The sequence below is a fragment of the Pelagibacterium luteolum genome (genome assembly GCF_900100665.1).
Lineage (GTDB): Bacteria > Pseudomonadota > Alphaproteobacteria > Rhizobiales > Devosiaceae > Pelagibacterium > Pelagibacterium luteolum.
Genome location: NZ_FNCS01000006.1, coordinates 89,175 through 102,732 on the forward strand (window position 1 = coordinate 89,175; position 13,558 = coordinate 102,732).

Genomic DNA, 13,558 nt, shown 5'->3' on the forward strand with positions numbered 1-13,558 from the left:
GCAGGCCGCCCCTTTCAGAACCCTTCGGTTCCGTCAAAACGAACCATGATCCGCGACGGCGTCATCTAGCGCCTCGCATCACGTCCGCCAGCCCTTTACCCAACCGTCACCCTCGGGCTTGACCCGAGGGCCCATGCAGCACCCCCAAGCCCAATAATGACGGTTCGCCGACCACCGCAATCCATCGACCCGGCCCACCGCTGCTAACCCCGCAAACCCCCGTCATCCCGGGCGAAGACGCGGGACCCGGCATGCTGCGCGTCAGTCGACACCTTCGATGCCCACCTAAACATCCGAGCATACTCGATCCCGGCCTAAAACCGGGACGACACCGAATGCGCAGCGGCGCTACTGCCCGCAAACAGATTTTGGAAAATAAGTCAGGGCCAAAGGCTCATCGCCCCGGCAAACCCAACCACCGACCGCACGACCGCTAAAAAACGGCGGGGCTACACCCGCCCATGCTCGGCGGTGATCCACCGCGTCGTATGGCTCCACGAGCGCATGACGACCGATGACGTCACCACCTTGTGGGGCAAAAGCTTCACCCCCCGCAGCAGACTCCCATCGGTCACGCCCGTCGCGGCAAACAGCACATCGCCATGCGCCATTTCGTCGGCGGTAAACTTGGCCGCCAGATCCTTGATCCCGAGCTCGCGCGCCCGACTCTTTTTCTCGGCCGTATCGAGGATCAACCGCCCCTGCATCTGCCCGCCCATGCACCGCATCGCCGCCGCCGCCAGAACGCCCTCTTCCGCGCCGCCCGAGCCGAGATAGATATCGATCCCGGTGTCGTCCGAATTGGCCGCGTGGATCACCGCCGCGATGTCCCCATCCGGCAGCAATTTCACCGCCACCCCGAGCTCACGCAATTCGGCAATCAGCGACGCATGCCGCGGACGGTCGAGCAGGCACGCAACGATATCGGTTGCCGCAACGCCCTTGGCCTTGGCCAGCGCCCTGATGTTGTCGCTCGCCGACTGGTCGAGATCGACGATGCCCTGCGGATAGCCGCGCCCGATTGCGATCTTTTCCATATACGCATCGGGCACCCGCATTAGCCCATCACGCTCGGCGAACGCCATGACGCTGAGAGAATCGGCGACGTTCTTGGCGCAGCCCGTCACGCCTTCCAGCGGATCGACGGCAACATCGATGGCCGGACCTGTGCCCGTGCCCACGGCATCCTCGAATGCCAAAAGCTCCGCGTCACGCCCCTCCCCGATCACCACACGTCCGGCAATATCGATAGCATTGAGCGCATCGTGCATCGCCAGCACGGCGGCCTTGTCGGCCTGCATTTCGTCGCCCTTGCCGCGCCACCCGGCCGCAGCAATCGCCGCACGCTCGGTTATCCGCGCGATCTCGAGCGTAAGATTGCGGTCCACGGCGGTGGCCGGCGGGGTTGGTCTGGTGTCGGCCAAGTTGGCGTCCTCGCTAATCATCAAGCGCTCCACCCATAGGGCAAATGCGCCGACACTTTAACGTCGAACCTGCCCCCGCCGCGCAAATTTCTTGCCCACCACGTCCAACAGCGCCAGCGCCCCGCACAAATCCCCGAATTTTCCGGGCCAGCCCGGGCTTCAAAAACGGTGGAAAGGCGAACGGCCAATCGATACCCGAACCTCAGAGCCCCCACCCTAGGAGTTTGCCACTAAGCAGACGAACGTGAGACCACCGTCCTTGCCCCCACCCCCACCAGTCGATCCACCCCCACCAGTCATCCCGGCCCTGAGCCGGGACCTAGTATCCTCCGCGCCATTGGTTGACCGCGGCACCCAATCTCTTCCGCCGAGCATACTGGATCCCGGGTCTCCGCCCGGGATGACAGCGGTGGATGATACATGCGTCTGTGTCACCACCGCGCCGACGCAACGCGATTACCACTAACCGGACAAGCAAGGGACCACCGAGCTTAATCCACCCCCAGCGTCATCCCGGCCTCGCGCCGGGACCCAGTATCCTCCGCGCCATTGGTTGACCGCCGCGCCAAATCTCTCCCGCCGAGCATATTTGGTCCCAGGTCACCGCCCGGGATGACAGCGGTGGATGATACACGCGTGGGTGTAACCACCACTCCGCCACGGCCCACCGACAGAGCCCCTTAACTCGTCGCCTAAAATTCCTCGATCCGGATCAATTGCGGCAGCCCCACGATGAACCCGTCATTGGCGATCCGCTCAAGCGCCTCACGCACCGCGCTCTCTATCGTCTCATGGGTAATCAGCACCACGGTGCGCGAGGTTTCCTCCTCCACCCCCGGCTCGGTCGCCCGCAGATCGGGCCGCTGGATCACGCTTTCGAGCGAGATATTGCCCTCGCCCATGCGCGTCGCAATCGCCGCCAAAGCGCCGGGAACATCCCTTGCGTTCAGCCTTATATAATAGCCACCTTCATGAATGCGCATCGGCGCACGTGTGCAGGGCGCGAGCTCCGAGCTCGGCACCCCGAGCGGCGGCACCTGCGTGCCACGCGCAATGTCGAGAATGTCCGAGAGCACCGAAGCCGCCGTCGCCTCGCCACCGGCACCTGGCCCCGCCAGCAGCAATTCCTGCACGTGGTTGGTTTCCAGCGCCACGGCGTTCAATACCCCGTCCACTCCCGCAATGGCGCTCGATTTGCGCACCAGCGTCGGATGCACCCGCTGCTCGATGCCGCTCTCGACCTTGCGGGCCATGCCCAGCAGCTTGATCTTGTAGCCCAGATCGGCAGCGACCTTGATGTCGGCCTGCGTGATCCGCGAAATTCCCTCGACGAACACCTGATCGGCGGCGATTTCCGTCTCGAAGCACAGGCTCGAAAGGATCGCCAGCTTGTGTGCTGTATCGAACCCTTCGACGTCGAATGTGGGATCGGCCTCGGCATAGCCCAGCGCCTGCGCATCTTTCAGGCACTCGTCGAACCCGATGCCCTCATTGCCCATGCGGGTGAGGATGTAATTGCACGTCCCGTTCATGATGCCGTAGACGCGCGTGATCGCGGCGGACCCCAGCCCCTCGCGCAGTGTCTTGATGACCGGGATCCCCCCGGCCACTGCCGCCTCGAAGCCCAATTGCGCATGCGAGGCCTCGGCCATCTTGGCCAGAGTCACCCCATGGCGCGCCAGCAACGCCTTATTGGCCGTAACCACCGGGCAGCCATTTTCCAGCGCCGCCGTGACCGATGCCAGCGCCGGCCCGTCCTCACCGCCGATCAGCTCGACATAGAGATCGATATCGCCCGACTTGGCCAGCGCCACCGGATCGTCGAACCATTTGAACCCCGAAATATCGACACCCCGATCGCGCGAGCGCGACCGCGCCGACACCGCAGAAACCACGATCTCGCGACCCATCTTACGGGCAATCGCGTCGCCATCTTCGGTGAGAATGCGGATGAGCGCCGCGCCAACCGTCCCAAGTCCGGCAATGCCGATGCGCAGGGGCCGGAGCTTTTCGGCCTCGGTGCTCTCATAGGCGATCATCGCCTTGCCGATCCGCTGGCGCGTCTCCGTGCGCGGTTCGCGACCCTCGCGCAGATCGAAAACGAAAAGCGGGTCACCGGCGATCTCGCGCCCGAACCGGGTGGGGGTCCATCCGCGTTCGGCGATGAAGGATTCAACTGAGGATTTGAAGGTTTCGATGTCGCTCATGGCCGTCGCACTTTTGAGTTGCGACGGCCATCAATAGGAATTTGCCTATAGGGTCAAGACCAGCGAGCCACAAAATCGGGATCTGACGCGTCGATCACGCGCACAATCTCCGATCTCGCACCATATATGCGGGGTCGTGCGAGGCGTTGAAGGCGGTTGCCTATGGCTTGGCCAGAGGCACCACATTGCCGTTCGACGCAGTACCGCCAAGGAACTTTTTGATCGCCCGCGCCGCCTGCCGGATGCGCTGTTCGTTCTCGACGAATGCCAGCCGCACATATTGGTCGCCATACTCGCCGAAGCCCACACCGGGAGCCACGGCCACGCCGGTCTCCCTGATCAAAAGCTTAGCAAATTCAAGGCTTCCGAGGTCGGCAAACTGGTCTGGGATCGGCGCCCAGGCAAACATCGTCGCAGCCGGCACGGGGATTTTCCACCCTGCCCGCCCGAAGCTTTCGACCATCACATCGCGGCGATGCTTGTAGATGTTGCGGGCTTCCTCGATGCAGGAATCATCGCCGTTCAAAGCCGATGTCGCGGCCACCTGAATGGGGGTAAACGCACCATAGTCGAGATAGGACTTCACCCGCGCCAAAGCAGCGATAAGCCGTTCATTTCCAACGGCGAATCCCATGCGCCAACCCGGCATCGAGAAGGTTTTCGACATGGATGTGAACTCAACCGACACGTCCATCGCCCCCGGAACTTCGAGGATCGAGTGCGGCGGTTCATCGTCGAAATAGATTTCGGAATAGGCAAGGTCCGACAGGATGAAGATTTCATGCTTCCGGCAATAGTCGACCACTTCCTTGTAAAAATCGAGCGTCGCCACGTAAGCGGTCGGGTTTGCCGGATAATTGAGGATCAAAGCGATCGGCTTGGGGATCGAATGGCGCACCGCGCGATCGAGCGAGCGCAGAAAGTCCTCATTGGGGTCGGCAGGCATTGAGCGGACCACGCCGCCGCTCATGATAAAGCCAAAGGAATGAATGGGATAGGTCGGGTTAGGTACCAGCACCACATCGCCCGGCGCGGTGATCGCCTGGGCCATATTGGCAAAGCCTTCCTTGGACCCGAGGGTCGCCACGACCTGCGTATTGGGATCGAGTTTCACCCCGAAACGCCGACCGTAATAGGACGCCTGCGCCTTGCGGAGACCGGGAATGCCACGTGACGTGGAATAGCGGTGCGTGCGCGGATCCTTGACGGTTTCCTTAAGCTTTTCAACGATGTGGCTTGGGGTGGGAAGATCGGGATTGCCCATACCTAGGTCGATGATATCGACCCCCGAAGCGCGCGCCTTGGCTTTGATCGGGTTGATGTGCTCGAACACATAAGGCGGCAGGCGGCGGATGCGATGGAATTCTTCGCTCATTTTATCCTCGTGCGGGAACACTCTGGTATCCCTATTGGTCCGGCAGCGTCGCAAATCAGCGCGCGCACGGGCGAAAGATTATCTGGTGATCTTGGTGTCGAAACTATGAACGGGGCGTCCGCATCAAAACATAAAGACCGGCCCGCGCCGTGGTCTTTACCGGCCCTGTCGCTCTTTAGGGAAAGAGCGGCAGAGCCTCGATAGCCGTCGCCTCATCGAAGCCGAAGGCCACGTTGAAGTTCTGGATCGCCTGCCCGGCGCTCCCTTTGACGAGGTTGTCGATCGCTGCGATCACGATCACCCGCCCAGGGATGCGATCGTCAAAAACGTTGATCAAACAATAGTTTGACCCGCGCACATGGCCCGTCGAGGGAATTGCACCCTTCTCGGCGATCTGGATGAACGGCTCATCCGCATAGGCCGATTTCAGCACGTCGCGCACCGCATCGGCATTGGCCGCATTACCCAGCTTCACATGTGCCGTTACCAGTTCGCCACGGCTCATCGGGATGAGGTGCGGGGTGAAGTTGACGGCCACCTTCACGCCGGCAGCCAAGCCGATTTCCTGTTCAATTTCAGGGGCATGGCGATGAACGCCAACGCCGTATGGCGTTACGCTCTCGCCAGCTTCAGCCATCAGCGTGTTCTGCTTCGGCGCGCGCCCTGCACCTGTGACGCCGGACTTGGCATCAATGATCATATCGTCGGTCGAGATCGCACCCGCTTTGACCAACGGCAGCAAAGCCAAGAGCGCCGCCGTGGGATAGCAACCCGGGCAAGCAATGATCCGCGCTTCCTTGATGGATTCGCGATTGTGCTCGGTCAGCCCGTAAGCCGCAACGTCTTGAAGTTGCGGTGCAATATGGTCGGCACCATAGACGGGCCCGTAATCGGCAGCATTGCGGAACCGGAAGTCGGCACCCATATCGATCACACGAACCGAAGGATTTTGTTCAATGATTTCAGCCACGAGCTTCTGGCTTGCGCCGTGGGGCAGACCACAGAACACAACGTCGATGTCGGAAAAATCGACATCCTCATTGGCGACGAGATCGGGCAAACCGGCCCATCCCAGATGCGGATAGACGCTCGCCATGGGCTTTCCGGCATGGGTATTGGCGGTCAGCGCGACAAACTTCAATCCCGGATGGCGCACGCCAAGTCGCAACAGATCGGCCCCGGTATATCCGGAAGCACCAAGAAGTGCGGCTCTCTTGGGCGACTGCATGTGACTTGCCCTCGCAATGGAATTGTGTAAATGACGTTCGCGAGGGGTCCTCATACTGCGCTGTATGTGCAAAGTAAATGATCCCTCTTGCCTCTCGGCCTCACACTTTGTGCCGAGTTGCGGCAGCCAATCGAGGTGAAGATGACCAAGCGCATTGCGATGGCCACGATCGGCACGCAAGGTGACGTTCAGCCCTATGTTGCCCTTGCCGGGGCCATGAAAGCGCAGGGCTATTCAGTCGTGCTGGGAACGACACGCGATTTCGAATCCATGGTCACCGATCACGGCATCGAATTCTGGGACCTTGGCGATTCGATCCAGGATTTCGTCAAGCAGGCGCAATTCGAACGCGCCATGAGCCAGAGCCTTCTGGTCAACGCGCCTGCCCTCTTGCGTCAGGGTCAAAAGATCGTCAACCGCGCTGCCCGCTCCGCCTGGGACATGGCCCAGGGCGCCGATTGCATTATCTTGAACATGAACACGAGTTTTTCGATCGATATCGCCGAAGCGCTCGATATTCCGGCTATCGTCGCCGCCCTGCAGCCGCTCAATTCCACCAGTGAATTCCCGCTCTGCATCTATTACGGCCCGACCTTCGGCAAGACGATCAACCGTTTGACCTATTCCACGATGACGGTGCAGCAGATCTATTACAATCTGCCTCGCAACAAGCTGCGCCGGGAATTGATGAATCTCGGCCCGCGCCGCAATGGTGGGTTTTTCAAGGACACCGATGGCAGCGCGCTCTGGACGCTGAATGCCTATTCGGAAACCATCTCCCCCCGCCCGCGCGACTGGCCGAAGACCTCTATCGTCACGGGCTATTGGATGCTGGAAGATCGCTCGGGATGGGAACCGAGCCCGGAATTCAAGGCGTTTCTCGATGCCGGTCCTCCACCCATCTATGTCGGGTTCGGGTCCATGCCATTCGGCGCCGATCGGAATACCGACATCCTGCGCGGCGCCATCAAGCTCTGGCCCGGACGCGTAGTGGTCGGTCGCGGCTGGGGCGGCATCCGTCCCGACGATCTTCCGTCGGACCAGGTCTATGTCATCGATCGCGCGCCGCATGACCAATTGTTCAAGCACGTCAAAGGCGTGGTCCATCACGGGGGCGCGGGCACGACGGCAGCAGGATTGGTGCTGGGCAAACCCACATTCATCGTGCCCCAGATGGTCGACCAGCCCTATTGGGGCCGCCGCGTCCACGATCTGGGCTGCGGCCCCAAGCCCGTTCGCCGTCGCAAGCTGACGCCCGAGCTTCTGGCCGACGCGCTCGAGCAGATCGACACCAATCCCAGCTATGCCCGCAACGCCGAAAAGATCGGCGAAATGCTGCGCGCCGAGGACGGCACCGGCAAGGCGATCAAGGTCATTGAACGCGTTATGGCCAATTACCAACCCCGCGGCGAACGCAAACGGGCTTAACGGTTACAGACTGCATAAGCAAAAATGCCCCAGCTATTGGCCGGGGCATTTGTATTTCTAACCCGCTCAGTTGGCTTAACTGCGCAGCTTGTAGCCTGTCTTGAAAATCCAGGTGATGATCGCCAGCGCAGCGGCCATGAAGAACAGCGTCATGCCAAGACTGATGGCGATATCGACGTCGGCGACGCCGTAGAAGCTCCAGCGGAAGCCGCTCACCAGATACACCACCGGGTTGAACAGCGCGATGGTCTGCCATGTCTCGGGCAGCATCGAGATCGAGTAGAACGTACCGCCCAGAAAGGCGAGCGGCGTCACGATCAACAGCGGGATGAGCTGGAGCTTTTCGAACCCGTCGGCCCAGATGCCGATGATGAAGCCGATGAGCGAAAATGTCAGCGCCGTCAGTACCATGAACACCACCATCCACACCGGATGCTGGATTTGCAGGTCCACAAACAATGCAGCCGTGGCGAGAATAATCAGCGCCAGAATAATCGACTTGGTCGCCGCAGCGCCCACGAAGGCAATGACGGTTTCGACATGCGAGATCGGGGCTGTCAGGATTTCATAGACCGTCCCTGCGAACTTCGGAAAATAGATGCCGAAACTCGCATTCGAAAGCGATTGCTGCAGCAGCGACAGCATGATCAGGCCGGGGACGATGAAGGCCGCGTAGCTGACGCCTTCCACCGATTCTATGCGCGAGCCGATGGCGGCGCCGAACACCACGAAATAAAGTGACGTCGAGACAACGGGTGAAATGATCGACTGCATGACGGTGCGCCACCAGCGAGCCATTTCAAAGGTATAGATGGCTTTGATCGCGTAGAGATTCATGTCCGTTCCCTCAACAGCCCGATGAAGATGTCCTCAAGCGAAGACTGATGCGTCGATACATCCTTGATGCGATAGCCCTCTTCACTGATGGCGGCGATGAGCGTCGCGATACCCGTGCGATCGGATTGGCTGTCATAGGAGAAACGGAGCTCCTCACCGCCATCCGAGAGTTTTAGACCCAGAGCCTCCAGCGAAGGCGGAAGCGCTTTCAGCGGCTCCTGTAACTGGATTGCGAGGTCCTTCTTGCCCAACTTGCTCATGAGCTCGATCTTGTCTTCCACGAGAATGATTTCACCGCGGGAGATAACGCCGATACGGTCGGCCATCTCCTCGGCTTCCTCGATGTAGTGAGTGGTCAGAATGATCGTCACGCCCTGCTCACGCAGCTCGCGCACGACGTTCCACATGTCCCGGCGCAGTTCGACATCGACGCCGGCAGTAGGCTCGTCGAGGAACAGGATGGATGGCTCGTGGCTCAGCGCCTTTGCGATCAGCACCCGCCGCTTCATGCCGCCCGAGAGCGTGATCAGCTTGTCGTTGCGCTTGTCCCAAAGCGAGAGATCGCGGAGGATTTTTTCGATGATTGCATCGTTCCGCGGCTTACCAAACAGGCCGCGCGTGAAGCTGACGGTCGCCCAAACCGTTTCGAAGCGGTCGCCGGTCAATTCCTGCGGCACCAGGCCAATCATGGCGCGGGTCTTGCGGAACTGCGTGATGACGTCATAGCCGCCCACAAGGATTTGGCCCGCCGTGGGCCGCACCATTCCGCAGATCGTACCGATCAGGGTCGTCTTGCCGGCGCCATTCGGGCCGAGCAGAGCGAAAATCTCCCCGGGCCTGATTTCAAGATTGATGTTTTTGAGGGCTGAGAAGCCCGTATCATAGGTCTTGTCGAGACCAGTTATCGCAACCGCGGGGGACGCGGTGGTGGCATGCATGTTCATGGGAATTCGCCCTCCGGCCAGAGGTGCCTATATAGGCGCGACGAGCCGGAAGGCCACCCCCTTGGCCAAGAAAAATGTCATCAGCGCCGCGCGCTCGGCCCAATCGGCCCCATATGCGTCGTGGAAAATCCCTCGGGGGATTTCAGACCATAGCCGAGGAGACGGTCAAAACCCGAATGCGCCAGCCACAGAGCACCCAGGGGCGCAAGGATGGAAAACGGGGTCAATATGCCGATCGCCAGCAATGCCAGCCCGAACGCATAGATGTGGACGAAATTGTACGCCATCGCCCCGATTTTGGGGCCGGCAAGATATGCGGCGAATGAGAGATCGGGGGCGAAAAAGACGATGATAGCCAGCCACCAAGGCAGTTCGGTGATGAAGTGGATGAAAAGCAGAATGCCGGCGGCAAAGATTATTGCCCCTTCCGCCTTCTGCCACAGCCTCGCCACGACCATTTGCGCCCCCATTACGCTTCGATCTGCAATTACTGCAGCGTAAACAAAAAAGCCCCGCTCGCAAGCGGGGCTTCTGATATCGGTCTCGGCGCGATCAGCGCTTGGAGAACTGGAACGAACGACGGGCCTTGGCCTTGCCGTACTTCTTACGTTCAACAACACGGCTATCACGGGTGAGGAAACCACCCTTCTTGAGAACCGGGCGCAGTTCAGGTTCGAACAGTGTCAGAGCCTGCGAGATGCCGTGACGGATAGCACCGGCCTGGCCGGAAAGACCGCCGCCAGCAACCGTTGCGATCACGTCATACTGGTCGACGCGCTCGGCAGCCACGATCGGCTGGTTCAGGATCATCTGCAGAACCGGACGCGCGAAATAGGCGACGAATTCCTTGCCGTTGACGGTGATCTTGCCCGAGCCGGGCTTGATCCATACGCGGGCAACGGCGTCCTTGCGCTTGCCGGTAGCATAGGCGCGGCCGTAAGCATCGAGCTTCTGTTCGCGAACCGGTGCGTCATTGGTCTCAATGCCGGTTGCGGTGCCCAGATCTTCGAGGGAGTTGATGGTCTCGGACATATTTACTTCACCCTCACATTCTTGGTGTTGAGCGCTGCAACGTCGAGGGTTTCAGGCTGCTGTGCTTCATGGGGATGCTCGGCACCGGCATAAACACGCAGGTTCTTGAGCTGGGCGCGGGTCAGCGGGCCGCCCGGCATCATGCGACGAATGGCGTTCTCAACGACACGCTCCGGAAAACGGCCTTCGAGGAGCTCGCGCATCGTGCGATCCTTGATGCCGCCGGGGTAGCCGGTGTGCCAGTAGAAACGCTTGTCGTCGAGCTTCTTGCCGGTGAACTTCACCTTGCCAGCGTTGATGACGATGACGTTGTCGCCCATATCCTGGTTGGGCGTGAACGTCGGCAGGTGCTTGCCGCGCAGACGGGTGGCGATGATCGCAGCGAGGCGACCAACGACCAGACCTTCAGCGTCGATCAAAACCCACTTCTTCTCGATCTCGCCAGCTTTGGCCGAGTAGGTTTTCATTGTGTAGTTCCTTGGTAAAATTCATCTGGACAAGCCACCGGAACCGGAACTTATCCCCGACCGCCCCAATGATGGTACGATCAATTCGTCGCGGGTATTACAGCGCGACCGACAGAGCGTCAAGCGGAAAGAATTTATCTCTTTAAAACATAGGCTTACGATTGCGGTATTGGGCTACCGCACCGAAAGCCTTTTCATATCAGAGAGATACGCGACCACCATAGAGATCAGCGTGAACGCCAGCCCCTGATGAACCAGCGCAATGGGGATATTGACTACCGAAAGTAGCGTCACGATACCCACGCCGACCTGGAGCACGACCAGCGCCGCAATGCGCGGAAGCCATTTGTGGACGCCTGAAAACCCAGGGTTTGTGCGCCCGACCCACCACAGGACCAACGCGTAGATCGTTATGAGATAGGCGAGGTTACGGTGATTGAACTGGACCGTCAGCATATTCTCAAAGACGTTGCGCCATGCGGGGTCCATCGCGAACAGACCGCCTGGTATGACAGCACCATCGATCAGCGGCCAGGTATTATAAATGAACCCGGCATCGAGCCCGGCCACCAGAGCCCCTGCCCCAATCTGGATAAACAGCAACGCTACGAGACCCCAATTGGCCAACACCCAACCGCGTTGTGGCTTCACACCGATAACGGGAGGCTCGAGCATGCGGGCCACCCAGATCAACGCCATCATCAAAACGCTGGCCGCGGTGAGATGCGCAGCAAGGCGATATTGGGAAACCGAAGTCAGTTCGGATAGGCCCGAAGACACCATCCACCAGCCCAGAAAGCCCTGAAATCCACCAGCGACGAACAGTCCCGCCATTGGCCAGATGAGGCTCTTGGGAATGCGACGCTGGACGACAAAGATCACGAAGGGAATCGCAAACGCCACGCCCAGCATGCGGGCCAGGAACCTGTGCCCCCACTCCCACCAGAAGATGTATTTGAATTCATCGACGCCCATCCAGCTTTCGACCAGCCCATACTGGGGAATCTGCTGGTAGGCCTCAAATTCAGCCTGCCAGTCGGCATCGCTCAGGGGCGGGATGATGCCGGAGATCGGCCGCCAGCTGGTGATCGAGAGACCAGATTCCGTCAGCCGCGTTCCGCCGCCGACAATCACGATCAGCAAAACCATCGCCGCAAGCACGTAGAGCCAGATGCGGACGGGCGTCAGGCGATCATGGTCGAGCGCTTTTGGCGCAGCGGAAGCAATTGCAGACACGATTACGGACCGGAGTTGTCAAAGCTGAATGAAGTGCTAATGGGGTGGTCCCCGAATGGCAATGATAACAAACGCCGCAGGCAGGAGCCAAACATGACCCAGCGCCAGCGCAAAGCTCTAGGCACCGTGCTGACAATCGTGACCCTCATTGCATGGGCGGTCATGGGCATGTGGATCTATGACACCTGGCTTGTCGGGGCCAACAACCTCATTCACTTGCTGTTTTTCGTCCTGTTCGGACTCGCCTGGGTATTCCCGGCGATGGTGGTGATCCGGTGGATGGCGAAACCCGACCGTTTGTGATCGTGCCCTGAGAGAGCCCTCAGCTCAGCCGATATCGATACGCTTGCCACGCCGCATCAGAGTGAACACCTCGGCGGTCAACAGCACGTCGATAAAGCGGCGTTGCTGGAACAGGCCATTGAGCGATATACGCGGCAACGCGCTCTTGTGTTCGGCGTGGTCCCTGTAAAGTCCGCCCGGACGGGTCGTCACCGCAGTGGCAAAACCCATATCTCTTGCCGCCGAAAACTCGCGCGGGCCGGCAGCTGCGACGCCGCCGATCGGATAGGACAGATGACGCGGACGGATGCCGAACTGGGCATCGAGAACGTTAACCGACTGCGCGATTTCCGACCGCATCTGCGTTTCGGGCAGCTTGGACAGTTCGAAGTGATGAACCGTATGGGCCCCGATCGTGCAGAGCTGCTCATCGGCAAAGGTCTTGAGTTCCGCCCAGTCCATGATCAGCGCGCGGCAATGCGCGGCCAGATCGAAGTCGTAGCGCGCGGCAAGGGCTTTGATCGAGGCCTCACGCTCAGGTTCGGGAATGGTCCGATAGCGCGCATAGATATGGGCGAAGGTGGCGTTCTTCTGCTCGAGCGTGCCGGCGTCTCCATAATGCGGCCCATCGGGCAACTCGACCGCGACAACGTCGTTCGCAGCGATGACATCCTCGAGAGCCTGCCACCACACCAGCCCGACACCATCGACCAGAGCCGTCGGCACATAAAGCGTGAACGGCGCGGCATGCTTGCGCAAAATCGGCAGCGCGTGGACGAGATTATCGCGGTATCCGTCATCGAAGGTGAGGACCACAAACGGCTTTGCCGCATCGTCCTCGAGCCGTCGCATGGCTTCATCGAGATCGACGATATCAAAGCCCGCAGCGCGTGCTTTGACGATCACCGCTTCCAGAAAATTTGGGGTGATCTGCAGGATGGCGTTCGGTGAAAAAGCTGCTGGCTGTTCGGGAAGGACGCGATGCAGCGTAAAAATCACGCCCTTTGCGGGGGAGAACCGCCGAATGGTTTTGGCAAAGCCAGGCAGCGCAAGGGCTTCGAACGCCAATTTGTAGAGCTTGTAGGGCGCCATTCCGGA

The 13,558-nt window shown here is 60.1% G+C and carries 13 protein-coding genes; 2 read left to right on the forward strand and 11 right to left on the reverse strand.

What is annotated here, in order from left to right:
- Positions 1 to 449 precede the first annotated feature (449 nt).
- From glpX to argC, 4 genes are all read right to left on the reverse strand, one after another.
- Positions 450 to 1,424 (reverse strand): class II fructose-bisphosphatase, encoded by a 975-nt coding sequence (gene glpX, locus BLR31_RS11685; RefSeq protein ID WP_425287241.1) that lies wholly within the window; start codon positions 1,422 to 1,424, stop codon positions 450 to 452.
- A 692-nt stretch (positions 1,425 to 2,116) separates the two neighbouring features.
- A complete protein-coding gene (locus BLR31_RS11690; protein WP_090596783.1) occupies positions 2,117 to 3,463 on the reverse strand; it encodes a homoserine dehydrogenase in 1,347 nt (448 codons plus the stop codon).
- A 328-nt stretch (positions 3,464 to 3,791) separates the two neighbouring features.
- Positions 3,792 to 5,006 carry an LL-diaminopimelate aminotransferase gene (locus BLR31_RS11695; RefSeq protein WP_090596785.1) on the reverse strand — a complete coding sequence of 405 codons (1,215 nt, stop codon included), beginning with the start codon at positions 5,004 to 5,006 and terminating at the stop codon, positions 3,792 to 3,794.
- Between the two features lie 175 nt (positions 5,007 to 5,181).
- Positions 5,182 to 6,234, reverse strand: a complete 1,053-nt coding sequence (argC, locus tag BLR31_RS11700; RefSeq protein ID WP_090596481.1) for an N-acetyl-gamma-glutamyl-phosphate reductase — start codon at positions 6,232 to 6,234, stop codon at positions 5,182 to 5,184.
- A 141-nt stretch (positions 6,235 to 6,375) separates the two neighbouring features.
- Here argC and BLR31_RS11705 point away from each other — a divergent pair, with 141 nt between their 5' ends.
- Complete coding sequence (locus BLR31_RS11705) at positions 6,376 to 7,662, forward strand: glycosyltransferase (protein WP_143009382.1); 1,287 nt, start codon at positions 6,376 to 6,378, stop codon at positions 7,660 to 7,662.
- A 75-nt stretch (positions 7,663 to 7,737) separates the two neighbouring features.
- On the opposite strand, the gene BLR31_RS11710 is transcribed toward BLR31_RS11705, so the two are convergent.
- From BLR31_RS11710 to BLR31_RS11735, 6 genes are all read right to left on the reverse strand, one after another.
- Positions 7,738 to 8,499, reverse strand: a complete 762-nt coding sequence (locus BLR31_RS11710) for an ABC transporter permease (protein ID WP_090596486.1) — start codon at positions 8,497 to 8,499, stop codon at positions 7,738 to 7,740.
- Positions 8,496 to 9,443, reverse strand: coding sequence for an ABC transporter ATP-binding protein (locus BLR31_RS11715; protein ID WP_090596489.1), 948 nt, complete (start codon positions 9,441 to 9,443; stop codon positions 8,496 to 8,498). Before BLR31_RS11715 ends, BLR31_RS11710 begins: the two co-directional genes overlap by 4 nt.
- A gap of 80 nt (positions 9,444 to 9,523) precedes the next feature.
- Positions 9,524 to 9,901 carry a DUF4260 domain-containing protein gene (locus tag BLR31_RS11720; RefSeq protein WP_090596492.1) on the reverse strand — a complete coding sequence of 126 codons (378 nt, stop codon included), beginning with the start codon at positions 9,899 to 9,901 and terminating at the stop codon, positions 9,524 to 9,526.
- Positions 9,902 to 9,995: 94 nt separating this feature from the next.
- Positions 9,996 to 10,475 carry a 30S ribosomal protein S9 gene (gene rpsI, locus BLR31_RS11725; RefSeq protein ID WP_090596494.1) on the reverse strand — a complete coding sequence of 160 codons (480 nt, stop codon included), beginning with the start codon at positions 10,473 to 10,475 and terminating at the stop codon, positions 9,996 to 9,998.
- 2 nt (positions 10,476 to 10,477) lie between these two features.
- Positions 10,478 to 10,942, reverse strand: coding sequence for a 50S ribosomal protein L13 (rplM, locus tag BLR31_RS11730; RefSeq protein WP_090596496.1), 465 nt, complete (start codon positions 10,940 to 10,942; stop codon positions 10,478 to 10,480).
- Positions 10,943 to 11,116: 174 nt separating this feature from the next.
- Complete coding sequence (locus BLR31_RS11735; RefSeq protein WP_244505035.1) at positions 11,117 to 12,178, reverse strand: COX15/CtaA family protein; 1,062 nt, start codon at positions 12,176 to 12,178, stop codon at positions 11,117 to 11,119.
- A gap of 93 nt (positions 12,179 to 12,271) precedes the next feature.
- On the opposite strand from BLR31_RS11735, the gene BLR31_RS21700 reads away from it, so the two are divergent.
- Positions 12,272 to 12,481, forward strand: coding sequence for a DUF2842 domain-containing protein (locus tag BLR31_RS21700; RefSeq protein ID WP_176762633.1), 210 nt, complete (start codon positions 12,272 to 12,274; stop codon positions 12,479 to 12,481).
- Between the two features lie 24 nt (positions 12,482 to 12,505).
- On the opposite strand, the gene BLR31_RS11745 is transcribed toward BLR31_RS21700, so the two are convergent.
- Entirely contained in the window at positions 12,506 to 13,552 is a 1,047-nt protein-coding gene (locus tag BLR31_RS11745) for a polysaccharide deacetylase family protein (RefSeq protein WP_090596504.1), read from the reverse strand.
- Between the last annotated feature and the right edge of the window lie 6 nt (positions 13,553 to 13,558).